The organism is Gallicola sp. Sow4_E12, assembly GCF_052116305.1.
In the GTDB taxonomy this organism is placed as follows: Bacteria; Bacillota; Clostridia; order Tissierellales; family Peptoniphilaceae; genus JBQKLI01.
Genome location: NZ_JBQKLI010000008.1, coordinates 1 through 23,144, shown reverse-complemented (window position 1 = coordinate 23,144; position 23,144 = coordinate 1). Strand labels below are relative to the sequence as shown.

Sequence of the window (23,144 nt, the reverse complement as noted above, 5' to 3'; positions counted from 1 at the left end):
TTTAAAAAATAATGCGAAAACATCTTAAATAATAGGAATAAAAAAACAGCAAAAAAACCGAAAGAACATTCTTTGAATGCGCTTTCGGCTAATTCTATCTTTCTTACTATCGTATACAAGTTTGTTGAGTTTAACAGCCGCAGGCTCTTTTCATTTTTCCTAGATCTAAAAAGGATCCTGCCTCTCTTACTTGTACAATGCCCATATTTTTTTCAAATCGCCTTGGAATTCACTGTATTCCCAATGTTTTTGGGTGTTTTGAAGATTGTTGGGATCATTTATAATATATTTCCCGTCCTCATCTACTCCTACAAGCATCATGATATGGCCTACCTGAGTAAACTGGCCCGGCTTTACAGATATAATAATCGGGTGTCCTTCTTGCAGATGTTTTTTCATCTGCCTATCGTCCTTAGGCAGTTCTTCCAGCTGAAGACCGTATTCCTTTGCCATAAAAGGATAATAATCCCAGCCTGTTCCGCTGTCGTTGCTAAATCCGTTTTCTTCTGCTATTTTTGCCATCTCAGCTGGTGTTGTTTTTGTTCCAGTAATTCCGCTTACTGCCATTGCCATAACCGTCGGCGCACATCCTGTATAGCCGATGATTCCTCCTGCATATTTTTCATAGCCCCAACGATCATCCCATTGGATATAATACGGAAATTTTTCACTGTTGATACTTTCTGGATATCGGAATTTATTCTCTACAGCAGGATCGATGGATTTTGCCACGAAGTCTATAGCATCGAAATTATTTCCCGAAAGCTTTATCAGCGGATCAGACAAATTATCGATATTATCCACGATACGCTTTGCATTGGGATTCGTTTTTGCAGCAAGGTTTAAATTGTGTATCCAGTTCTTTTTCTCATAGGTGCCGAATACCGGCTTTTCAACAGTTCCTGCGCTTTGAGCTGTATTGCTGCCCTCTGGTATTCCTCCGCCTGAATCTACTGTTGTGATTGCCACTTCTTCTTTATTCGGTTCTTTATTCATTAAACTCATGAAACTTCTTCCTGTTAAGAACACAACAAAAACAAGAACTAAGAGAAATAATCTTCTCCGCCTTCTTTGTGCTCTTATTCTTTTTTCACGAAGCCTTCTCTGTCTTCTTCTATACTCTAGAGAATCCCTTTCAGAAAGATTCGGTCTTGAACCAGACCTTTCTCTTCGAGCCCTTCTTCGTTCCTGAGTATTGCTAGAAGAAGATCTTCTCCGACGCTCCCCGGAATAAGTTCTTCTATTATTATTTGACATTGTTCATCCCCTCAGCTTTATTTTACTATATCCGAGTGTTTTTATCTATAAAGACAGGGCTTTCGAAATGTCTTAATTTAAAGATATTAAAATAAAGTAAACTTTCTACAATAATATTTTCTTTTCTTTTCTCTTTTCAAAAACAGAAACTGTAGCGAAGCCGCATTCTTTTAATAGTTCTACAGCTTCTTCCACCCCTTTTCCGATATCTTTCGCTTGATGCGCATCGGTTCCGATAGTGATAATCTCTCCGCCCAACTCTTTATACCATTCTAAAACCTGCTTTTTAGGATGCATATAAGGAAGTCCCTTTCGAGGTCCTGCAGTATTTATTTCAATTCCCTTATTTCTGGAAATGAGATTCTTCAAAGTAGGAATTAAATATTCTTTATATTCGCAGATATCTGGAATACTCTTTATATCATCTATATAACGATCCATATAATCGATATGGCCTAAAACATCAAATTCTTTCGATTCCTCTACCGCTTTTTGCGTTTCTTCGTAATAATACTTATAAAAATCTTTTATATCTTTAAATTTCTCTATCACAAAATCCGTAACCAGGTCTTCTCCGTTGATTTCATGAATCGAACCTATTACAAAATCAAAAGGAAAACTTCTCACAATTTCATCATTTACTTGGGCAGTCGTTGTCTGAATTCCCACTTCGATACCAGAAAGGAATTTAATCCTACCGCTGTATTTTTCCTGCAATTTATTATACTTCGCGAAATAGCCTTCAATATCCAGCATTTTCCGATAATCTTCATGAGGATAAAATAAATCAAGATGATCCGTAATAGAAAGATAATCTATGCCTAATTCTATAGCCTTTTCTATATTTTTTTCCATGGGAGTGGAACTGTCGAAAGAAAATTCGCAATGATTGTGCAAATCCATTATTAAACTCATAATTCCTCCTAATTTTTCACATAAAAAACCATGAAAGAATGGATATTCATTTCATGGATTTAGGTACAATAATTATTTATAAAAATTCGTCTCGGTTGCGCTCTTCTATCCGACGAGATCTTCGTCGTCTCTTTTCGATCTTTTCTTTTCTAGCATCTGTCTGTACATCCGCCACTTCTAATACGGATTTGAAAATCAAAACTATAAAGGTTGCTGCCACAATTCCAACAGGTCCCCCTACAATCCATGCTAAAAGAAAAATCGCCACTGAAAAGATCGGTCTGATTCCTAAGGATTTACCAATCACATAAGGTTCTGCTAGTTGACGGATGACTACATTAATTACAAATATCACTCCAAGCCCTGCTGCTAAGGGCAGCTCGTTTGTAATTACTCTTAAGATCATCCACGGGATAAGAACCGCTCCCGACCCAAGTATCGGTATGAAATCCACCACTGCAACTAAAATAGCCTTTAGTATAAAATGCTCCACATTTAATATTCGTAATCCGATGGCTGTTATGACTAAGGTGATAGCCGATAAAATCAACAGCGCTTTCAAATAATCTATAAAATTTCGTCCTGTTCTTTTTAAGACTTGCTTAAGATAAGACCTGTACTGCTCCATATGCTTTCTCCATTTTTTAGTAGCCTGGTTTTTCCAATAATTTAAACATCTGTGTTTTGTATGCTTCCACACCCGGCTGATTGAACGGATTGATTCCAAGCATATATCCTGACACAGCACAAGATATTTCAAAGAAATAGATTAATTCTCCTAATTCTTTTTCGTCGATTTTTTCTAAAATAATACGGATATTAGGAACATCCCCTTCCAAATGGGCATTTGTAGTTCCTTCCATAGCCATTTTATTCACATAGCTCATGTTCTTTCCGCTTAGATAATTCAGTCCGTCAAGATCACTTTCATCGTGAGGAATCTTTAAATCTTTTCTTGGTGTTTCCACTTCTAAGACAGTTTCAAAAAGATTTCTTTCCCCCTCCTGAATCATCTGTCCTACGGAATGAAGATCTGTAGTGAAATTTGTCGAAATCGGAAATATTCCTTTATTTTCTTTTCCTTCAGACTCTGCAAAGAGCTGTTTCCACCATTCTGCCACATATTTTAACGCAGGCTCGTAATTCGCCAGTATCTCAATGACTTTTCCGTCTTTATATAATATATTTCGAGCCGTTGCATATTTTAAAGCATCATTTTTTTCGAAAGAGGGTTCTTTATACCTTTCTCTAGCAGCCCTCGCCCCTTCCATGAGGGCCTCTATATCATAGCCGGCTGCCGCTAAAGGCAATAGCCCAACAGCAGAAAGAACACTATAGCGTCCTCCGATATCATCCGGGACTACAAATGTCTCATAACCCATTTCATCGCTTAAGCCTTTCAATGCACCTTTTTCTTTGTCTGTAGTGGCATAAATCCGCTCTTTAGCACCTTCGCCATACTTTTTCTCTATTTCTTCTTTTAAGAAGCGAAACGCAATAGAAGGCTCTGTTGTCGTTCCAGACTTTGAAACAACATTGATACTGTATTCTTTATCTTTTAAAAACTCTATAAGTTCATTCATATACGTAGAACTGATGTGGTGTCCGGCATACACTAGCTGAAGGGAATTGTCTTTTGATGGAAAATAAGGGGATAATGCATAATCTACTGCCTTTGTCCCTAGATAGCTTCCGCCGATTCCGATCACTACTAAAATATCAGACTGTTCCCTGATTTTCTCTCCTGCTTTCAGAATTCTAGAAAACTCTTCTTTGTCATACTCCACAGGCTGATCCACCCAGCCTAAAAAATCGTTTCCCGGACCCGTTCCTTCTATTAAAGTTTTAAGAGCTTCTAAAGATTTCCCTTTTAGAGTCTCCATTCTTTTTTCCATGTCCAGTCTTGAAAAATCTACTTTCATGAACTTCCTCCTTATAGAGCTTCCACCAGCAATAAAGCGATATCGTCTTCTTGTTCGCCCCATCTGTACTCATTTACTTCGCGGATGATATTATCTAAAAGATTATTGCCTGCCTTTCTAGTTGCTTCGCATAGCCTTTCGTCTCCAAAAAGTTCCCCTTTGAAATCTCGAGTCTCTGTAATTCCATCCGTGTATAAAAGAATTTTTTCTCCAGAGTTGAAATGAATCGATTGTTCTTTATAGTCAAAATCCGCAAACATAGGAGCGATCGGAAATCCTGTTGCTTGGAGATTATGACATTTATGTTTTTTAATCAACAACGGCAGGGCAATGTGGCCAGCGTTACTGTAGAAAAACTTTCTAGTACTTTTCTGATACAGCCCGTAGAACATTGTAAGATATTTTTCATCCCCCAGCTGCAGCCGTTCAAACTTTTTATGAAGGTCTTTAAGAACTTCATTCGGCTGGCATAAATTTTTCTCCACAATAATAGATCGCATGGACTGCTGAACGAACATTGTAAGCATTGATGCTCCTACTCCATGCCCCACTACATCGCAGATATAAATCGCTGTAAGATCATCATTTACCCGAATAATATCGAAAAAGTCTCCAGACAGTTCATCAGAAGGTATGTATCGATAATCGATATTCAGTCCAGACTTCACCGACTTCGCTGGCAAAATCTGAGATTGGATAAGTTTTGCAAATGAAATATTATGATACAGCTTTCTATTCGCATTGATTAAATTTATTTTAACATTGTTTTCGCCGGTAATATCTCGAAAAACCTCTATTCTGCCCTTCATCTCCCCATGATGATCCAGCACTGGAGAACTTTGAATCGAATAAATTCTGTTTTTCACTCTTCTTTCTTCTTTAACAATCCCTGTAAAAGGAAGATTTCCGTTATAAACAGATTTAGGAACTCCCTTTAAAGGTTCATGAAAACAATTCATCCCCTTCGGATCCATTTGAAGACTCTTGATCATACTCTTGTTGGCAAAAACAATAGTTCCTTCATTATCGATAACTCTAACCCAATCCACGATCGAGTCCAAAAGTTCATAAGAATCAGGACGTATTGAATTGATTTCTTGATTTATTTCGTCGATATAAGTATTCACAATAACAATAGCCCCCTTTAATGGTTGTTAATCCTCTTAATGATAACATAGACAACAAGGGCTTTCAAAGATTTTGTCATCTTTTCTGCCCTAAAATTCTATTAATAACTTCCGATCCTATTCAGTTTTTTTCGGCGGGCGCGGACCATAAAACTGATAATAGTCTACCTTTATCCGCCCATTATATAATTTCCGCTTTCGATCTGCTCTCTTTCCATACAATTTTTCAAATCTTTCGTAGCTTGTAAGAAGATATACAGACCAAGTTTCGAAATCCTTCATCTTTCTGCCGAAATCCAAGTACAATTCTTCTATTTCTCCCAACTCTCCCATTCTTTCTCCATAAGGAGGATTGGTAACAACAACTCCGTAGTTGTCTTCCAGATCAACATCGCGCATATCTTTCATAAAAACTTGAATGTCGTCTTTGACACCCATATTTTCTGCATTATCTCTAGCCCGAAGAATCGACCTTTTATCGATATCCGAACCAAGCAAATGAAGTTTTACAGAATGGTCGATACAGTTTAGCGCCTCTCTTCTTTCTTTTTTAAAAACATCCTCCCCTATAGCAGGCCAATACTGGGCATCAAACTCTCTGTCGATCCCCGGTGCGATGTTTCTCCCGATCATAGCCGCTTCAATCAAAATCGTTCCCGAACCGCAGAAAGGATCGTAAAGAGTTCTGGAAGGATTCCAATAAGAAAGCTCTATCATTGCTGCCGCTAATGTTTCTTTTAACGGGGCATCTCCTGCACGATCTCGATAACCTCGTTTATGTAAAGCATCCCCTGAAGTATCCACTGTAATCGTAGCAACATCTTTTAACATCGAAATTTCAATGCGGTACCTCGGCCCTTCTTCTTCAAACCAATCTCTGTCAAAGCTTAGCTTCATTTTTTCCACAATAGCTTTTTTTACAATCCTTTGACAGTCTGAGATACTAAAAAGTTTCGACTGATGGCTTCTGCCGTCTACTGGAAAAAATGCATCTTCCGTTAAAAGCTCTCCCCATGGCAGAGCTTTCGTTTTTTCGAAAAGTTCATCAAAAGTGAAAGCTTCAAATTCTCCGAATTTTAATAAAACACGTTCTGCGCAGCGAAGATTAATATTGAGCTTCGCAGCATCCTCCAACGGAGCTTTTACCTCGACTTTTCCGTCCTTTACACTGATATCTTCATATCCTAATTTTATAAGCTCTCGTTTTACGATCGCCTCTAAGCCTAATACTGTTGTTGCAATAAATACTGCTTCCATGCTGCACCTCTTCTCTTGTACTTATTATATCAAAATATCTCATGACAAAATCAATTATCCCGCTAATTTATAAAAATTCCGCAATCTTATCCCATAAAAACCGGTCTTGATCATGTCCTTCTTCTCCGCAGTCTATAATTTCTGTGCGGCCTTGGACAATATCCCCTATAGCTCCCGGCAGGTAGTCTGCTATTTTATCCGGGATAATGTGAGCATAGATTTCTACCACGAGAGAAGTATCGGGAATCTTCAACTCTTTTTTCTGTTTGTGCCGAAAGTACCTTTTAATTTCTTGGACAATTTTAAGCGCATTGTCATCCTTCTCTTTTATAAATTTTTGAAAAACATCGTCGTTAACAATATGAATCGAATGTTCTTTTGTCCAATACTCTATTCCCTCTTTGTTTTTCACCCGCTCATTTGTCTTTTGAAATAAATTATCTATTGTCATCTTTTTCTCCTTATAAATCCCTTCCCTCTATTATAACGAAACCCGCCATTGTTTTGGGTATTATTTTATGATAGTCTTTCCTTATTATTTGAGGGAGGATAATCATGGATATTTTATATTTAGACACTCTATCAGGAATTAGCGGAAATATGTTCCTAGGCGCTTTGATCGATCTAGGATTTGATATTAATGTCCTAAAAAAAGAACTTGCGAAACTTCCTTTGGAAGGATATACAATCGAAATCGCTCCTGCCGTAAAAAAAGGAATCTCCTGTACTTTTTTAGATGTAAATATTGACTGGGAATATTTTTCTCCGAAGAAAAGAACAGAGCAGACTTTTCCGAAGGACATTTTCCGTGTCCTAATGGAATCGGAATTATCTCCTTTCGTAAAGCAAAATTCCATAGAGGCCTTCGAAAAAAACATCGCCGCTAAAACAAAAATATTCAATACATCGAAAGACAAGATCCATTTTAATTCTGTCGAATTAATCGATACCTATATCGACATCGTCGGCGCCTGCACCGCTGTAGAAAGCCTTTCTCCTAAAAAAATACAAGCATCTGCTGTACATGTTGGAACAGGCCACTTTAAAAGCCGCCATGGTACAAGAATCATCCCGGATCCTGTTGTTTTAGAAATTTTCAAAAGCCGAAACATCCCCATCCATTCTACCGACATCCGAGGCCAGCTTGTAACAATTACAGGAGCCTGCATTTTAGCTCAGCTGGTAGACGAGTTTTGCCCCATGAATTTCGAAGTGAAAAATATCGGCTACGGATGCGGCAGTTCCGATTTTGCTATACCAAATGTTCTTCGGGTCATCGAAGGAACCCAACTCCAATCGAAAAACAAGTTTGTATGTGAGGGAAAAGATAGGAAATAGATTGTAGGTTTTAGGGAGTAGGGATGGTGGAAAATGCAGAGCATTTTCTTCATATAAAAAAGGTGTCGTTAGCCGTTCTGCTGCTTCTACGCAATGGAACAAAAGAAAGAGTGTTAGAAAAGCTGAAATTCAACGCTTTTCTTTTTTCGCGAATTTGTGTATACAAATTTTATGAATGTTGCTAAAAACAGCCTAAATACAGATTTTGTTTTTAATAAATTTTTTAAGCTGAGTAAAATCCCCGCTACTTTCGCTTTAGTCTGATAGAATAATCATCTTCGATGTCTGATGATAATCTAGAACTAGATTTTCATTACTAAAAAAGAAACACGCCCCATGTTTCTTCTACAACTCCCCTCTCCCCTCTTTCACACTTTCTTTGATCTCTTCCTTTCACCCCTCTTTCTTTTATCTGCACTAGCCACCATCACGATCTTTCGATATAATAAATTTATTATGATTTTTTAGGAGGGGAAATATTGGATAATTTTTTAGTATCGCTTGCCATGATTTGTTATATGGCAATCATTATCGGTATAGGACTTTATTATGCGAAGAAGTCTAATGAAAGTACGGATAATTATTTTTTAGGGGGTCGGTCTTTAGGTCCTTATGTAACAGCCATGAGTGCAGAAGCATCGGATATGAGCGGATGGATCTTAATGGGTCTTCCTGGAGTTGCTTATTTTACAGGTATTACAGACGCCTTTTGGACAGCCCTAGGACTTGGTGTGGGAACCTACATAAACTGGCTTATTGTAGCTAAACGACTTCGTGTCTATTCCCATGTTGCGGGAAACAGTATAACCGTTCCAGACTTTTTCTCTAACCGTTTCCGAGAAGAAAACAAAACAATCATGGGAATTGCAGCATTATTTATTCTAATTTTCTTTACAGTCTATGCATCCAGCTGTTTCGTAACAGTAGGGAAACTTTTTAACACTTTATTTGATTTCGACTATACGATTATGATGATTGCAGGGGCTGTATTTGTTATCGTTTATACTTATATCGGAGGATTCTTAGCTGAATCCGTATCCGACTTTATGCAGTCGATCGTAATGTTTATCGCATTAATCGCGGTACTCGGCGTAGGAATTTACGCTGCCGGAGGGCTTAGTCCAGTACTGGAAAATCTAAAACAATTTCCAGGCTTCTTAGAGTTTGTCGGTATTGGTGATCCTGTCCTTGTCGATGGGACTCAGCAAGTCGCAAACAATCTGCCGGTCTTTTCTGCAGAGCCTGCTGATTATGGGATCATCACGATTCTTTCTACATTATCTTGGGGTCTGGGCTATTTCGGCGTGCCTCAAGTACTGCTTCGTTTTATGGCAATACGGGATCCTCAAGAGATTAAGATTTCGAGAAGAACAGCTACAACATGGGTCATTATTTCTTTAGGAGCAGCGGTACTTATCGGTATGACAGGCCGTGCTTTATATCCTACTGAATTATTGACAGCTTCGGCTTCGGAAAGTGTATTTATCTTAATGTCCAGCAGACTAATGCCTCCATTCCTTGCAGGAATTATGATGGCAGGAATTTTGGCTGCTACAATTAGTTCATCGGACTCTTATCTTTTAATCGCTTCTTCTGCTGTAGCGAAGAATCTTTATCAAGGAATCTTCGATAAAAAAGCAGAAGATCATCAGGTTATGAGAATCTCTAAAATCACACTTCTTCTAATTTCCCTTGTAGCTATATTCTTAGCCTTGGATGAAGAGTCTGTGATTTTCCAAATCGTATCCTTTGCCTGGGCAGGATTCGGAGCAACATTCGGTCCTTTAATGCTGTTCTCTTTATTCTGGAGAAATACGACGAAAGAAGGTGCTATCGCAGGTATGGTAAGCGGCGGCGTTATGGTTTTTATCTGGAAGCTGCTGTTAAAACCAATGGGCGGCATACTCAATATCTATGAGCTGCTTCCAGCTTTTCTGATTTCATGCATTTTTATCGTTGTTGTTTCTAAAATGACAAAAACAGATCCTAGAGTTCAAGAGGATTATGATACTGCGATGAAGGAATTAAACAAACTAAATCAATTAAATTAAAAAATGCAGGAGCGTGTGCTCCTGCATTTTTATCTTTTAACTAGATATTAATAGAAACCCGGGAAACGTCTAACGACGCCTTTTTATATGAAGAAAATGCCTTGCATTTTCCACCATCCCTATAACCTACTTCCTATCTTCCCCTGTCTTTCCCTATCTCTCCCTGGCCACCGCAGGTGTGCCGCTATAGCCTAGGTGCCGAAGGCATCCTGCCTGGGCCCATCAGCAATCCCGCCTCTTCCCCCTACAACTTCTCTACACTTATATTTCCAGATACAGAACTCATATGAATCGAACGATGTTCTTCGCTCCATTTTTCTTCTATAGATTTCCCATATTTTTTAACATCATCTGATATGCCTTTATCGATACATATTTCTCCGCTCATAGAAGAAGCCTTCACTTTCCCTTCCAGTTCAGCCATCTGCAAACGAATATCGCTGCTTATAGAACGGATTTTAAGTTCTCTGCTTTTCAGCATTCTTACCTGAACCTTTCCTGAAATCGTATTGATATCCATTTCAGCCGTTCTGGAATTTACATCGATGTTTCCGGCTGCTGTTTTAATATAGATTTCCTTTTGATCCCCTCTCACCTTTACATTCGCTAAAGCCGCATCGATAACAGCGGATCTGCCTTTGGATCTTAAGAGGATTTCTCCTTTTCCAACTCGAAGGGTAATATCATTATTTAACACATCGATGTCTGAATTTCCCGAAAGACTCCAAATATTAATACCCATGTCATTCCCCTCGGGTATCCATATTTCAGCTTTTTTTACATAGGGAGCTTCTGAAGGGTTTAAAAGGTGATTCGGCTCTAAGGAACCAATTTTCAGCAGCGAACCTTTTGTCTGTATCGGAAGATCTCCGCTTTTTTCTGAAATATAATGAATGCTGATAGAATTCTCTTTATGATTTCGAATCTTTATATCATAGCCTTCTGAAGCAATTTCAATTCTATGAACTTGTTCTGGAATATTTCGGCTGTAGTTTTGAAGTTCGTTTCTTTTTTTCTTTTTGCTGAATTTTTCGCCTATCTCATCGAATATTGTGCCAAATATACTAAAATCAAATCGGGCATTCTCTTCAATAATCCCCTCTTCTTTGTACTCTAGAAAAATTTCTTTCGGATCTCCCAGTTCATGGGCAATCTCTTCTTCCTTTTTTCCATCTTCTATTCCTTGCCTAAAATGATCTTCAAAGTCTTTCTTAATTTCTTCATAGACTAAAGGGTCCGCATTTCTAAAATAATAGTCCATCAAATCTAGATACTCTGTTTGCTTCATTCTTCCTTTCCTTTCATAATTCTTTCTACAGACAGAATAAGTTCTTCCCATTCCCGAACGGATTCTTCATAATATTTTTTCCCTTCCTCTGTAATGGAATAATATTTCCTTGGGGGACCGCTGGAGGATTCTCGCAAATAGGTTTTTACTCTTTTTTCCTTCTGAAAACGCCTCAGCATCGGATAAATCGTTCCTTCTGATATATCGATATTTGCTGAAAGCTGGTCGATTATGTCATAACCGTAACTGTCCTCCTGCAGCAGTATGTGCAGAACACACAGCTCTAAAATACCTTTTTTAAATTGAGGATTCATCTTCTACCTCCTTAATATATATAGTATATCATCAAAATAGCTGAAGTCATGAATTTCATTTCCATAAAAACCTTTATATTTACAAGCTTTTCCTTAAATGATAGAATATACTCAATATAGACAAATCCATTAACGCATTAGAAGAAGGAGCCCCATCATGAATTATATTTTCATATCCCCTCATTTCCCTTATATCTTTGAAAACTTTGCTGTTCACTTAAAGGAAAAAGGTGTAAATGTTTTAGGTATAGCAGACGAATCTTATGATAGTCTAAGCCCCCGTTTAAAGAGCAGTTTGACAGAATATTATAAAGTAGATAATCTAGAAAATTACGAAGAAGTACTTCGCGCCTGCGGATACTTCACCCATAAATACGGAAAGATCGACCGTGTAGAATCCCATAACGAATATTGGCTATCATTAGACGCTCGAATCCGAACCGACTTCAATGTCTTCGGCTATAAAAGCTGCGATATGGATAAAATCCAAAAAAAATCTGGAATGAAAGAAGTATTCCGCTCCTGTGGTATCCCTGTAGCTAAAGGCCGCGTATTTACAAGTTACGATGACGCTTTAAGCCTTATAGCAGAATTAAACTATCCCGTCTGTATTAAGCCAAATGAAGGTGTCGGCGCTTCCGATACTTATAAAATTCGAAACAAAGAAGAACTCGAACATTTCTTCTCTATAAAAGTATCCCATATCGAATACATCATGGAAGAATTTATCGACGGAGCAATCGTGACTTATGACGGCTTAGCAGACAAAGAGGGAAATATTGTTTTCGACTGCTGTTTGAAATATGACCGCCCTGTTATCGAAATTGCCCATCTAGACACGGATATGTATTACTATGTCCCGAGAGATATTGAAGAAGACTTAAAGGATTATGGATGCCAATGCGTAAAAGCTTTTGATATAAGGGAACGGTTTTTCCATATCGAGTTTTTCAGAAAAAGCGATGATCAAAGCTTGATGGCTTTGGAACTCAACTGCAGACTTCCTGGAGGAAATACTCCAGAAATGTGGAATTACGCCAATGATTTTGACATCTACCGGGAATACGCAAATGTAGTTGTGGACCAGCACTTTAGTTCAACTATAGAGAGACCGTATTTCTGCTGTTATGTAAGCCGAAAATCTTTCAGAAACTACACCTATACAGAAGAACAAATTAAAGACCGCTACTCTGAGCAGATTATGAGCATAGAATCCATCCCTGGAATCTTTTCTCAAATCATGGGAGATGTAGGTTTTATTTTAAGAACACCGGAAAGAGCAGAGATGGATCATATCATTTCTGAAATCTGGCAAGAAAATTAAGGAGCAGCTATGAATATTGAACAACATACTTTTTATTCCCACCATCTTCAAAGAGACATGACTTACAAACGCTACGGTCACTGGGGAAAACCTATTATAGTATTTCCTTCCTCCGGCGGAAGTTTTCATGAATTCGAAGATTTCGGCATGATAGATGCCATCTCTTGGTTTATCGACCAAGGGCTTGTTCAGGTTTTCACTCCGGACTCTGTAGATAAAGATGCTTTTCTTGCAGACTGGATGATCCCCCATGATCGTGCCGTTAGACAAAGCGATTATTACCGCTATATTATAAACGAACTTATCAGCTCTATTAAATCCGAATACAACTACGACGGCGGATTTATCGCTACAGGCTGCAGTATGGGAGCGTATCACGCATTAAATATCTTCCTACGCCATCCAGACGCATTTGATACGGTAATCGCTATGAGCGGCGTTTATGATGCTCGTATATTCGTAGGAGATTATGGAAACGACTTTAATATTTACGAACATTCTCCAGTAGACTATATTTGGAATCAAAACGACGGCTGGTTTATCGATCATTATCGAAAAGGAGATATTATTATCGTTACCGGTCAGGGACGCTGGGAAGAAGATACTTTAAAGGATACAGGCAAAATGAAAGAAGCCTTTGAAATGAAAAACATCCCTGCTTGGGTAGATTACTGGGGTTATGATGTGGATCACGACTGGCCATGGTGGAAAATTCAGCTGCCTTATTATCTAGGTGCTTTAAAAGATCAAGGCAAATTATAAAAATAAAAGAAGGATAAAGAAACTTTCTGAGGAAAATTTCTTATCCTTCTTTTTCGAAAGGAAATAGAATGCATACAGGATCAATTACAGACATTGGAAATATATTGGTAGGACATGCAGAAAACGATATCAAGACATCTGGAACCACAACTCTTCTTTTTCCCGAAGGCGCTGCCTGCGGAGTAGACGTAAGAGGATCCGCTCCCGGAACCCGTGAAACAGATCTTCTGCGTTCTGAAAACCTCGTTCAAAAAGTTCATGGAATTTCTTTTTCCGGCGGTTCTGCATTTGGACTTGATTGTGCAACCGGTGTAATGAAATACTTGCGGGAACAGTCTATTGGATTTGATATGGGCATGTGTAAAATTCCCATCGTAACCGCTGCTGTTATTTTTGACCTTGCTGTATTAGACTTTGACCATCTTCCCGATGCCCGGCTGGGATACGAATCAGCCGCTGCTGCTAAGACAATAGATACTTCTCAAGGAAATATAGGTGCCGGAACAGGGGCAACAGTAGGCAAATATCTAGGTTTCGATTCAGCAATGAAAGCCGGTTTAGGACAGGCTTCTATGAAAATAGGCGATCTATGGATCGGAGCTGTCGTTGTCACAAACAGCTTCGGCGATATTTATGACGAAAAAAATAATCAGATCGCAGGCGTATACGACCGCAGCTCTATGAAACTGATCCCTACTTTAAAACTTTTAGAAAAATCCCCGCCATCTTCTGCTCCTTCAAATACTACCATCGGAGTCATTGGAACCAATGGCAGTTTTTCAAAAACCGAACTCAATAAGATTGCACAAATGGCCCACGACGGCTATGCTAGAAGTATCCGTCCTGTACATACTATGAACGACGGCGATACGATCTTTGCTGTTTCTACCGGTACTGTAAAAGCCGATCTGAACCAGACAGGGAGTTTAGCCTCTATTGTAATGATGAGAGCTATAGAAAATTCAATATATGCAGCGGAGCCTCTCATGGGCATTCCTGCGTGGAAAGGAATCAATGAAAAAAATGAAAAATAATATTAGACAATTGACAACCATCGGGTTTTTAGGCGGGATTTGTATCGTATTAGGCCTTACGCCCCTCGGACTTATTCCCATCGGCGTAATCAATGCTACAACTATGCATATTCCGGTTCTTTTAGCTGGAATCACCAGCGGCCCCTTTGTTGGAGGAGCCGTAGGACTGATATTTGGACTCTACAGCCTTGCAAACGCCTACATGCGCCCCACAATAACATCCTTTGTTTTCTGGAATCCTTTAGTTTCTGTACTGCCTCGGATCCTTTTAGGCGTTATCGCAGGATATCTTTATCTTTATTTTAAAAAGAGAAAGAAGCCCTTCTCTAAATATATTTCCATTGCAATCTGGGCAATTATGATTCTATTCCTAATCTATCGTCTATGGGACGCTGTTCAAAAGGATGCAGGAATCCTAACAACCATTCTTTTATTAATCGCTTCTGTCATTCTTTTGGTTTGGAATGTAAAACTGAAAGATCAAAATCCAGAAGTGCTGTTTACTACAATGTTTACAAGCCTTGCCCATACGGTAATGGTCCTTGGTTCTATATACCTTTTCTACGGAGCACGATATATGGAAGCCATCGGACAGCCTGCCGAATCCGCTTTATCCGCACTGACAGCGATCGGAATTACAAACGGCATCCCGGAAATGGTCGTAGCAACAATTATTATCCCGCCGATTGCTGCCGCTTATGAGAAGTGGAAGAAATAGGCGGTCTGCATAGCAGCCCAGGCAGGATCCCTTCACAACCTGGCAAAGAATTAAAAACCAGCCTTTCGGCTGGTTTTTGAGTTTTACTACTGTAGAAGAGCTGCAAAGCTTTACATTTATTTTTATCAGAATTCACTTTCATAATTCTTGAGTAATATATACTGATATTTAAACAGCAAAAAAACTTGCTTTTTCAAACGTAGAAAATAAGCATTCTTCTTATTTTCGTCCACAACTCCCCTCTCCCCTCTTTCACACTTCACATTTTTTAAATGATTTCTTATTTCAGAAATTTTCATCAATGAATCGATTGACTTCTTCTTGATTTTCGGGAGTTTCTGGAGCCGATACTATTCCCTCTTTTACCACAAGCACCCTGGGTATAAATCCTATACCGTATTGTTCTCTAAATGCTTGAATATTTTCTAGAGTATCTCCCTTTTTTTCATCCAAATAAGTCATTTCAAATTTCTTTTCTTTGTATTTATTTCCTAATAATTTTACAAATTCTACACAATAAGGACATTCTTCTGAACCAATATAAATAATAAAAGAATCCTTGTCTTCGATTCTTTTATTGATTTCTTCCACAGATTCTTTATTAAAATGATCTACAATTTTCTGATAATCCGTCTTCCTCCATTCCAAAATCATAAACACAGCTACCGCAAGTATCACTGCAAAAGCAATACTAAGGATAATCTTTTTTCTCATTTTACATCCCCTTATCCAACCCATATTTATATTTTATAAGCGAAAAGACAGGTTAAACCTGCCTTTTTTAATCTTCTTTTATTGCTATATTGTCTTTCTCAATCTCTGAATTTGCATGAACTTCTTCTGAATTATCCGTATCTTCAAGATCTAGAATGTTCATAAATTGTTCTCCAGTGATCGTTTCTTCTTGGATTAAGAATTTCGAGATCTCATGGAGCTTGTCGATATTGTCTTCTAAAATCTTTTTCGCCTTTTCATGGGCTGACTTAATGATTCCTTCCACTTCATCATCGATTTCAGAAGCTTTTCGCTGTGAAGCCATAGAATTCGTACCGCCGCCCATATATTTGCTTTGGCCGGACTCTAACTGTACCATTCCAAATTCATCGCTCATCCCGTATTGTGTAACCATGGCTCGTGCCATTTTTGTAATCTGCTCGATATCATTGGAAGCACCTGTCGTTTTCGTATTGAAAACAACTTCCTCCGCTGCTCTTCCTCCGGTAGTTGTTACTATTTTGTTGAAAATTTCTTCTTTGCTCATCAAGAATTTTTCTTCCTGATCTACCTGCATCGTATACCCCAAGGCACCGCTGGTTCTTGGAATAATAGTAATCTTCGTTACGGGAGCAGAATGGGTCTGCATCGCCGCTACCAGTGCATGGCCTACTTCATGATATGCGATCAGTTCTTTTTCTTTCGGAGAAATAACCATGCCTTTTTTCTGCTGCCCAGCAATAACCACTTCTACCGACTCTTGCAAATCTTCTTGGGATACTTTGTCTCTACCGTTTTTCACAGCTCGAAGTGCTGCTTCATTGATAATATTGGCCAGCTGCGCACCGCTTGCCCCTGCAGTTAAAAGTGCTATATCTCGGTAATTTATAGCCTCTTCTGTTTTTACTTTTTTCGCATGTACCTTTAGAATTTCTTCTCTGCCTTTAAGATCCGACAATTCTACAGGAACTCTTCGGTCGAAACGGCCCGGTCTTGTTAGTGCAGGATCTAGAATTTCCGGTCTATTCGTTGCAGCTAAAATAACAATACCTTCATTGCCGTCAAAACCGTCCATTTCACTTAAAAGCTGATTTAATGTCTGTTCCCGTTCATCGTTGGAGCTGAATCCGGACACATCTCTTCTTTTTCCAATCGCATCAATTTCATCAATGAATATAATACATGGAGCTTTCTCTTTTGCCTGCTTAAAAAGATCTCTAACCTTAGAAGCTCCCATTCCTACAAACATTTCAACAAATTCTGAACCGGAAATCGAGAAGAATGGAACTTTAGCCTCGCCGGCTACGGCTCTGGCTAAAAGTGTCTTTCCTGTTCCTGGAGGTCCGACTAAAAGAACTCCCTTTGGAAGTACTGCTCCGATTTGAGTATATTTCCCTGGATCATGAAGAAAATTAACAATTTCCAATAGATCCTCTTTTGCTTCTGTTTGTCCTGCTACATCCCCAAAAGTCTTGCTGTTTTCCGTCTCTACATAAATTTTCGCATTGCTCTTTCCAAAATTCATGGAACCGGAACCCATTTTTTTTATCATACTTTTCGATAATAAACTCAACAGCCCGAATATTAATACCATAGGCAGGATAAACTGCAGTAAAAAGGTGATGATCGGAGAAAATTCTCTTGGAACGATTCGTTCAAAAGTAACTCCTTTATCAATTAGCCTTTGCGTTAAAGTATCGTCTTGAACGCGACCGGTTTGATAAATTTGATCTTCAGCTTCTCCTGTTTTGTTAAAGCTTACTACTTTATCATCGATCTGTACTTTTTCAACCTCGCCCTTATCCACCATGGAGATAAACTGATTATAAGGTACTTTTTCAATACTTCTTTCTGCAATATTCGGAAGAAGTATACTTGAAAACAAAGCCCATATTACAATCGTAATAATATAGGTCATTATCCTTGGATTTTTCGGGCCCAAGGGACCCGGTGTTTTTTTTGGATCTTTATTATCGCTCATCTTGTTCCCTTCTAAAAAAACAATCTATTTGTATTCTAGTAAATTATCTAAATGTTTATTTAAACTTCTTAAAGAATCCACAATAGACTTGTATTCGTTATCTGTAATATTCGCATCATAAGGATGATACTTATCATTGATTTGAGTGCGAACTTGATCTAGTACTTTTTCCCCTTTATCGGTCAAGCTGACCTCGACTACCCGCTCATCGTCTTGACTTCTTTCCCGAACTAGATAACCTTCATTTTCCAAGTTTTTACACATATTCGAGATATTTCCTCCAGCTACGCTTAAAGACTGGCCTATCTCTCCAATATTAACTCTTCCCTGCTTGCTGACTTCCATCAGCACTTTCATTTTCATAATGGTTAAGTTGTTATTATCCGAAATCGGAAAAAGAATTGAATCCAGTTTTCTCGACACCTCTCGAATCAATTGTGATGTTTCTGTGTTAATTAATCGTAATGACATTTGTTTTCCCCCCAAATTTTTACCGTCCTATATTATTTTATTAGATATTTGTCAAGAAATTATGTATCTTCCTGAATATCCATAAAATATTTCCGGTTTTACTATTAATACCCATTTTATAGGAGTTAAAAAAGATATTCTCTCTCTTATATAGCTACTCTTCCTATAAATATTTTATTAATACCCTTAATTTTTCTTAATATTCTGATAACAATTACTTTTCTTTCATTTAACAAATAAAAAAAACTTATCCTTTGCCGCTTTATAATTGTAAAGGACGGGGGTATTTGATATAATTATTAAATCGTACTAATTAGATATACTAGTTTTTTTATATAAAACAATGAAAGTAATAGAGGTGATTTCATTTGAAAATGATATTAACTGGCAACGAGGGAATTGCCAGAGGGGCCTATGAGGCCGGAGTAGTAATAGCAAGCGGATATCCTGGAACACCCAGTACAGAAATTTTAGAAAGTATCGGAAAAAGATATCCTGAAATCAGGGCCGACTGGGCTCCGAACGAGAAAGTAGCACTGGAAGAAGTTTGCGGAAGCGCCATCGGCGGAGTGCGTTCTATGTGTACCATGAAGCATGTAGGACTGAATGTAGCGGCAGATCCGCTGTTCACCATCGCTTACGAAGGGGTGAATGCCGGTCTAGTAATTGTAGTAGCCGATGAACCCGGTATGCCCTCTTCTCAAAACGAACAAGACAACCGGTATTATGCGAAACATGCCAAAGTAGCTTTAGTTGAACCTGCAGATTCTCAAGAGTGTATCGATTATATGAAAGAAGCTTTTGAAATCTCGGAAAAATTCGACACAGTCGTTATCTTAAGATTAACCACACGAGTCTCCCATTCGAAATCTCTAGTAGAATTCAAAGACCGAATAGAAGCTCCTTACAAAGAGTACGAAAAAGATATTAAAAAATACATAATGGTTCCTGCAAACTCCCGCCCGAAACATGTGGAAATGGAAACCGAAAGAATTCCTGCTATGAGAGAGTATTCTAACAATACTTTCTTAAACAGAATAGAATATAATGATAAAAAAATAGGCGTTATTACCAATGGAATGGCTTATAACCACGCTCGCTCTGTATTTGGAGAAAATGCTTCTTATTTGAAAGTAGGCTTTTCTTATCCTCTTCCAGACAAATTATTTAAAGAGTTCTCTGAAAATGTAGACACACTTTACATTGTTGAAGAAAACGAACCTTATATGGAAGAATTTGCAAAAGCAATGGGCATTGAATGTATCGGAAAAGAAATTTTCCCTATCTGCGGAGAATTAAATCCTCAAATCATTCAAGATGCAGTCTATGGAAAAACAGAAGATCTTAAAACTCCAAAAGAATCCGAACAAGACATTCCAAACAGGCCCCCAAGCCTTTGTCCTGGATGCCCTCATAGAGGAATCTTCTATGAGATTTCGAAATACAAAGATTCTATCGTTTCGACATCGGATATCGGCTGTTATACATTAGGTATGGCACCTCCCTTATCGATCGGAGATACGGTTATCTGCATGGGTGCAGGCTTCTCTGCAGGGATCGGATTTGAAAGAGCTTTTAAAGCCGCAGGAATCACAAACAAAAAAGTATTTGGTTTTGTAGGAGACAGTACCTTCTTCCATTCTGGAATTACAGGTCTTGTCGATATGGTTTACAGCAATACGAATATGGTAGCTGTCATCTTAGACAACTCTATTACAGCTATGACCGGCCATCAAGATAATCCAAGCACCGGAAAAAATCTAAAAGGCGAGATTGCAAATGTCGTGGATATCAAAGCTGTCTGCAAAGGCTGCGGAATTCCTGAAAATAGAATTGTAGAATTTGATCCATATGATCTTAAAGCAACTGAAAATGCCGTTCGTATCGCTTACGAATCAGAAGGACCCTTTGTCCTTGTTTCCAAAAGAGAATGTGCTTTGATTAAAGATATCATGAAACAAAGAGCACATTTGAAATGCAAAGTCGATCCTATGGTTTGTATCTCCTGCAAATACTGCCTTGATGTAGGATGCCCTGCTATTTCTATGAAAGGTGTATCCGTTATTGATAAAACACAGTGCAACGGATGTTCAATCTGTTCCCAAGTCTGCCCTACAGGAGCAATTCAACAGATGGAGGACTATAATGGAAAATAAAATATTACTAGTCGGCGTAGGCGGTCAAGGAACAATCCTAGTATCGAAAATCCTTTGCTATGGATTTGCTGAAAAAGGGTATGATGTCAAAATGAGCGAGATTCATGGAATGGCTCAGAGAGGCGGATCCGTTACAACTCAAATCGTTTACGGCGATAAAGTCTACTCCCCTTCTATCGAAGATGGAGATGCAGATCTTTTAATCTCATTTGAAAAACTTGAAGCTGTACGCTATTTATCAAAGCTGAATCCAAAAGGCCATGTTATTATCAACGATACAAAAATCGAACCTATGCCTGTCCTTTCCGGTTTTGCCGAATATCCTAAAGATCTCGACGAAATTCTGTACGATTATACGGATAATGTTATGCTTATAAAAGCCTCCGGCCTTGCCAAAAAAGCAGGTTCGGAAAAAGCAACAAATATCGTTATGCTCGGTCAGCTTGTAAAAGTAATGGAACTGGAAGATATCGACTGGAAAGATATTATGAAAAGAAATATCCCGGAACGTTTCCACGAAATGAACTTTAAAGCCTTTGATCTAGGCTATAACTATGAGTAAAAAACCAGCCTTTCGGCTGGTTTTTTTATGTAAAAGAAGGAAATAGGTTGTAGGAATTAGGAGATAGGGATAGACGAAAATAAGAAAAACACTTATTTTCTACATTTTAGAAAACAATCTCTTTTATGAGTGTTTAATAAAATCAAAAGCTCTTTGATTATAATCATAAATGTTACTAACAGATTCTTTCTGTGTTTTTTGATATTAAGAAAACTTTTGAGCCTTTGGCTCAAAAGTTCTCAATCCCTACTGCCTATTCCCTACAACCTGCTCCCTCTCATTTCCCCTCAAAACAAATCAGTAAAACGAAGCTGTTCGATATCGTCATCCCGCAGCTGATTCATCGTTACGCCCATAAGGCGAACCGGTTTTTTAATCATGAGCCCGTCAAATAAATACTCTATTTTTTGATAGATCTCCTCCGCATCTCTGGTATACTCCATTAATGTAAAATTTCTTGTGAAGGCGGTAAAATCATAGTATTTGATCTTCAAAGATACGGTTTTTCCTACAACATGATGTCTCTTTAAATCTTCTTCCAGCTCTGCGCAGTAGGTTTTCAAAATCTCTTTCATTTCTTCACGGTTATTAAGATCCTTTTCATAGGTCCGCTCGATTCCTAAGGACTTCCTTACCCGGTCTGTCTCTACCTTTCGAAGATCGATCCCCCGAATGCGGTCATACATTATCTGCCCTTGTTTCCCAAAATGATACACCAAGGTATCTCCAGGGATCTCCATTAAATCCGACACTAAGTAAATTCCCATACCCTGAAGCTTCTTCTCTGTTTTTCTTCCTACCCCTGCCACTTTTCCCACAGGAAGAGGCAGCAGAAACTCCGGCATCATCTCTTTTGTGATAACCATCACACCGCTGGGTTTATTCCAGTCGCTGGCAAGCTTTGCTAAAAACTTGTTATAGCTGATTCCGATTGATAGAGTAAGCCCCGTTTCACGATACACCCTTTCCTGAATCCTTTCGGCTAAAACCTCAGGTTCCAGATCAATACCGCTAATATCCATAGCCCCTTCATCGACAGACATTTTCTCGATTCGAGGAGAAAATCTATAAAGAATCTCGAATACCTCAGCGCTTTTTTTGCTGTAAAAATGATGTCTTGTGGGAACGATAATCACATGGGGACAAAGACTTTTTGCCTGAAAAATCGGCATCGCAGAATGAAGTCCGTATTTCCTAGCTTCATAATTCGCTGTAGTAATAATCCCCCGACGGCTTCTTCCCCCAACAACCATAGGGTTACCCTTCAGCTCTGGATGCTCCAGCTCCTCGCAGGAAGCAAAAAATGCATCCAAATCAAAATGTAAAAAATTTAAAGAATCCTTCATAATACCTCACCTGACTTGAGTATAACATAAGACTAAAGAGGAGTGTGGAGTGTGAAAGAGGGAAGCGATGGGTGTCAAGGTAGTTGACGGATTTCTTTTACAATATTTCAACTAATTCTAGAGGTTCATTTGCAGGAATTTGATAGTAAGATCTAAACTCATCATTTTCTTGCAGAATCTCTTGAATATCTTTATCATCCATTGGAATTAAACACACTGATCTTTCCATTGTGTAGGATCGAATTCCATTTGGAAATCGTTCTGGATGTTTCTTTTGAAATTCTTCTAATACTTTTTTTCGTTTCTTTTTTATCTCTCGATCTTCTAGTTTATGTCTTTGATTTGGCGTTACATGATCTAGTGATTTGTGAGGTTCATTGTTGTAGGTTTCTATAAATTCATTGACCCATTCTTGTGCAGAGTTCACACTCTTAAAGCCGTATTTAGGGTAATTGTAGTGCGTTTTTACAGTTCCGAAGTAGGATTCTATATGAGAATTATCATTGCTCACTCGAGGTCTTGAATGGCTTTCTAAAACACCTAACTCTGTTAACAGAACACTAAGAGTTTTTCCTTTCAAAGTCGAACCGTTATCTCCGTGAAGTAC

General features: G+C 38.4%; 22 protein-coding genes. 8 read left to right on the top strand and 14 right to left on the bottom strand.

The window, feature by feature from the left end; all coding sequences use genetic code 11:
* Positions 1-186: 186 nt before the first annotated feature.
* From ACTQ46_RS05585 to ACTQ46_RS05555, 7 genes are all read right to left on the bottom strand, one after another.
* Positions 187-1,257, bottom strand: a complete 1,071-nt coding sequence (locus tag ACTQ46_RS05585; protein WP_441747934.1) for a C39 family peptidase — start codon at positions 1,255-1,257, stop codon at positions 187-189.
* Between the two features lie 105 nt (positions 1,258-1,362).
* Positions 1,363-2,172: a histidinol-phosphatase HisJ family protein gene (locus ACTQ46_RS05580; protein WP_441747933.1), complete on the bottom strand. Its 810-nt coding sequence runs from the start codon at positions 2,170-2,172 to the stop codon at positions 1,363-1,365.
* A gap of 76 nt (positions 2,173-2,248) precedes the next feature.
* Positions 2,249-2,800, bottom strand: coding sequence for an AI-2E family transporter (locus ACTQ46_RS05575; protein ID WP_441747932.1), 552 nt, complete (start codon positions 2,798-2,800; stop codon positions 2,249-2,251).
* 16 nt (positions 2,801-2,816) lie between these two features.
* Complete coding sequence (locus ACTQ46_RS05570; protein WP_441747931.1) at positions 2,817-4,094, bottom strand: glucose-6-phosphate isomerase; 1,278 nt, start codon at positions 4,092-4,094, stop codon at positions 2,817-2,819.
* Between the two features lie 11 nt (positions 4,095-4,105).
* Positions 4,106-5,221 (bottom strand): SpoIIE family protein phosphatase, encoded by a 1,116-nt coding sequence (locus tag ACTQ46_RS05565; protein WP_441747930.1) that lies wholly within the window; start codon positions 5,219-5,221, stop codon positions 4,106-4,108.
* A gap of 117 nt (positions 5,222-5,338) precedes the next feature.
* On the bottom strand, positions 5,339-6,478 hold the full coding sequence (locus tag ACTQ46_RS05560; RefSeq protein ID WP_441747929.1) for a THUMP domain-containing class I SAM-dependent RNA methyltransferase: 1,140 nt from the start codon (positions 6,476-6,478) through the stop codon (positions 5,339-5,341).
* Positions 6,479-6,545: 67 nt separating this feature from the next.
* Positions 6,546-6,929: a hypothetical protein gene (locus ACTQ46_RS05555; protein WP_441747928.1), complete on the bottom strand. Its 384-nt coding sequence runs from the start codon at positions 6,927-6,929 to the stop codon at positions 6,546-6,548.
* A gap of 104 nt (positions 6,930-7,033) precedes the next feature.
* Here ACTQ46_RS05555 and ACTQ46_RS05550 point away from each other — a divergent pair, with 104 nt between their 5' ends.
* Together ACTQ46_RS05550 and putP are read left to right on the top strand one after the other, a co-directional pair.
* A complete protein-coding gene (locus tag ACTQ46_RS05550; protein ID WP_441747927.1) occupies positions 7,034-7,816 on the top strand; it encodes a LarC family nickel insertion protein in 783 nt (260 codons plus the stop codon).
* A gap of 479 nt (positions 7,817-8,295) precedes the next feature.
* A complete protein-coding gene (gene putP, locus ACTQ46_RS05545) occupies positions 8,296-9,867 on the top strand; it encodes a sodium/proline symporter PutP (RefSeq protein WP_441747926.1) in 1,572 nt (523 codons plus the stop codon).
* A gap of 244 nt (positions 9,868-10,111) precedes the next feature.
* Here putP and ACTQ46_RS05540 read toward each other — a convergent pair whose 3' ends face one another.
* Together ACTQ46_RS05540 and ACTQ46_RS05535 are read right to left on the bottom strand one after the other, a co-directional pair.
* The gene (locus ACTQ46_RS05540; protein ID WP_441747925.1) at positions 10,112-11,155 is read right to left on the bottom strand and encodes a DUF4097 family beta strand repeat-containing protein; all 1,044 of its coding nucleotides are present in this window, start codon (positions 11,153-11,155) and stop codon (positions 10,112-10,114) included.
* Positions 11,152-11,469, bottom strand: coding sequence for a PadR family transcriptional regulator (locus ACTQ46_RS05535; RefSeq protein WP_441747924.1), 318 nt, complete (start codon positions 11,467-11,469; stop codon positions 11,152-11,154). Before ACTQ46_RS05535 ends, ACTQ46_RS05540 begins: the two co-directional genes overlap by 4 nt.
* 157 nt (positions 11,470-11,626) lie before the next feature.
* On the opposite strand from ACTQ46_RS05535, the gene ACTQ46_RS05530 reads away from it, so the two are divergent.
* The 4 genes from ACTQ46_RS05530 to ACTQ46_RS05515 all read left to right on the top strand — a co-directional run bounded on the left by ACTQ46_RS05530 (position 11,627) and on the right by ACTQ46_RS05515 (position 15,307).
* Positions 11,627-12,793, top strand: coding sequence for an ATP-grasp domain-containing protein (locus ACTQ46_RS05530; protein ID WP_441747923.1), 1,167 nt, complete (start codon positions 11,627-11,629; stop codon positions 12,791-12,793).
* Positions 12,794-12,802: 9 nt separating this feature from the next.
* Entirely contained in the window at positions 12,803-13,555 is a 753-nt protein-coding gene (locus ACTQ46_RS05525; RefSeq protein WP_441747922.1) for an esterase family protein, read from the top strand.
* A gap of 68 nt (positions 13,556-13,623) precedes the next feature.
* A complete protein-coding gene (locus ACTQ46_RS05520; RefSeq protein WP_441747921.1) occupies positions 13,624-14,589 on the top strand; it encodes a P1 family peptidase in 966 nt (321 codons plus the stop codon).
* Positions 14,570-15,307, top strand: a complete 738-nt coding sequence (locus ACTQ46_RS05515; RefSeq protein ID WP_441747920.1) for an ECF transporter S component — start codon at positions 14,570-14,572, stop codon at positions 15,305-15,307. The genes ACTQ46_RS05520 and ACTQ46_RS05515 overlap by 20 nt, the downstream gene beginning before the upstream one ends.
* A gap of 285 nt (positions 15,308-15,592) precedes the next feature.
* Here the strand turns inward: ACTQ46_RS05515 and ACTQ46_RS05510 are convergent, their stop codons facing one another.
* The 3 genes from ACTQ46_RS05510 to ACTQ46_RS05500 all read right to left on the bottom strand — a co-directional run bounded on the left by ACTQ46_RS05510 (position 15,593) and on the right by ACTQ46_RS05500 (position 18,473).
* Positions 15,593-16,021 (bottom strand): hypothetical protein, encoded by a 429-nt coding sequence (locus tag ACTQ46_RS05510; protein WP_441747919.1) that lies wholly within the window; start codon positions 16,019-16,021, stop codon positions 15,593-15,595.
* 67 nt (positions 16,022-16,088) lie between these two features.
* Complete coding sequence (gene ftsH / locus ACTQ46_RS05505) at positions 16,089-18,002, bottom strand: ATP-dependent zinc metalloprotease FtsH (protein ID WP_441747918.1); 1,914 nt, start codon at positions 18,000-18,002, stop codon at positions 16,089-16,091.
* Between the two features lie 24 nt (positions 18,003-18,026).
* Positions 18,027-18,473: a MarR family winged helix-turn-helix transcriptional regulator gene (locus tag ACTQ46_RS05500; protein WP_441747917.1), complete on the bottom strand. Its 447-nt coding sequence runs from the start codon at positions 18,471-18,473 to the stop codon at positions 18,027-18,029.
* Positions 18,474-18,847: 374 nt separating this feature from the next.
* Here ACTQ46_RS05500 and iorA point away from each other — a divergent pair, with 374 nt between their 5' ends.
* Positions 18,848-20,629, top strand: a complete 1,782-nt coding sequence (gene iorA, locus ACTQ46_RS05495) for an indolepyruvate ferredoxin oxidoreductase subunit alpha (RefSeq protein WP_441748041.1) — start codon at positions 18,848-18,850, stop codon at positions 20,627-20,629.
* Positions 20,619-21,191: an indolepyruvate oxidoreductase subunit beta gene (locus ACTQ46_RS05490; RefSeq protein WP_441747916.1), complete on the top strand. Its 573-nt coding sequence runs from the start codon at positions 20,619-20,621 to the stop codon at positions 21,189-21,191. The genes iorA and ACTQ46_RS05490 overlap by 11 nt, the downstream gene beginning before the upstream one ends.
* A 287-nt stretch (positions 21,192-21,478) precedes the next feature.
* Here the strand turns inward: ACTQ46_RS05490 and ACTQ46_RS05485 are convergent, their stop codons facing one another.
* Positions 21,479-22,537 (bottom strand): DNA polymerase IV, encoded by a 1,059-nt coding sequence (locus tag ACTQ46_RS05485; RefSeq protein WP_441747915.1) that lies wholly within the window; start codon positions 22,535-22,537, stop codon positions 21,479-21,481.
* Positions 22,538-22,634: 97 nt separating this feature from the next.
* The coding region (locus tag ACTQ46_RS05480) for an integrase core domain-containing protein (protein ID WP_441747914.1) at positions 22,635-23,144 on the bottom strand (510 nt) is incomplete at its 5' end.

Excerpts from the sequence above, each read along its gene's own strand:
- ACTQ46_RS05585 (WP_441747934.1), bottom strand. The coding sequence starts at position 1,257 with ATGTCAAATAATAATAGAAGAACTTATTCCGGGGAGCGTCGGAGAAGA.
- ACTQ46_RS05580 (WP_441747933.1), bottom strand. The coding sequence starts at position 2,172 with ATGAGTTTAATAATGGATTTGCACAATCATTGCGAATTTTCTTTCGAC.
- ACTQ46_RS05575 (WP_441747932.1), bottom strand. The coding sequence starts at position 2,800 with ATGGAGCAGTACAGGTCTTATCTTAAGCAAGTCTTAAAAAGAACAGGA.
- ACTQ46_RS05570 (WP_441747931.1), bottom strand. The coding sequence starts at position 4,094 with ATGAAAGTAGATTTTTCAAGACTGGACATGGAAAAAAGAATGGAGACT.
- ACTQ46_RS05560 (WP_441747929.1), bottom strand. The coding sequence starts at position 6,478 with ATGGAAGCAGTATTTATTGCAACAACAGTATTAGGCTTAGAGGCGATC.
- ACTQ46_RS05555 (WP_441747928.1), bottom strand. The coding sequence starts at position 6,929 with ATGACAATAGATAATTTATTTCAAAAGACAAATGAGCGGGTGAAAAAC.
- ACTQ46_RS05550 (WP_441747927.1), top strand. The coding sequence starts at position 7,034 with ATGGATATTTTATATTTAGACACTCTATCAGGAATTAGCGGAAATATG.
- ACTQ46_RS05540 (WP_441747925.1), bottom strand. The coding sequence starts at position 11,155 with ATGAAGCAAACAGAGTATCTAGATTTGATGGACTATTATTTTAGAAAT.
- ACTQ46_RS05535 (WP_441747924.1), bottom strand. The coding sequence starts at position 11,469 with ATGAATCCTCAATTTAAAAAAGGTATTTTAGAGCTGTGTGTTCTGCAC.
- ACTQ46_RS05530 (WP_441747923.1), top strand. The coding sequence starts at position 11,627 with ATGAATTATATTTTCATATCCCCTCATTTCCCTTATATCTTTGAAAAC.
- ACTQ46_RS05525 (WP_441747922.1), top strand. The coding sequence starts at position 12,803 with ATGAATATTGAACAACATACTTTTTATTCCCACCATCTTCAAAGAGAC.
- ACTQ46_RS05520 (WP_441747921.1), top strand. The coding sequence starts at position 13,624 with ATGCATACAGGATCAATTACAGACATTGGAAATATATTGGTAGGACAT.
- ACTQ46_RS05515 (WP_441747920.1), top strand. The coding sequence starts at position 14,570 with ATGAAAAAAATGAAAAATAATATTAGACAATTGACAACCATCGGGTTT.
- ACTQ46_RS05510 (WP_441747919.1), bottom strand. The coding sequence starts at position 16,021 with ATGAGAAAAAAGATTATCCTTAGTATTGCTTTTGCAGTGATACTTGCG.
- ftsH (WP_441747918.1), bottom strand. The coding sequence starts at position 18,002 with ATGAGCGATAATAAAGATCCAAAAAAAACACCGGGTCCCTTGGGCCCG.
- ACTQ46_RS05500 (WP_441747917.1), bottom strand. The coding sequence starts at position 18,473 with ATGTCATTACGATTAATTAACACAGAAACATCACAATTGATTCGAGAG.
- iorA (WP_441748041.1), top strand. The coding sequence starts at position 18,848 with ATGATATTAACTGGCAACGAGGGAATTGCCAGAGGGGCCTATGAGGCC.
- ACTQ46_RS05490 (WP_441747916.1), top strand. The coding sequence starts at position 20,619 with ATGGAAAATAAAATATTACTAGTCGGCGTAGGCGGTCAAGGAACAATC.
- ACTQ46_RS05485 (WP_441747915.1), bottom strand. The coding sequence starts at position 22,537 with ATGAAGGATTCTTTAAATTTTTTACATTTTGATTTGGATGCATTTTTT.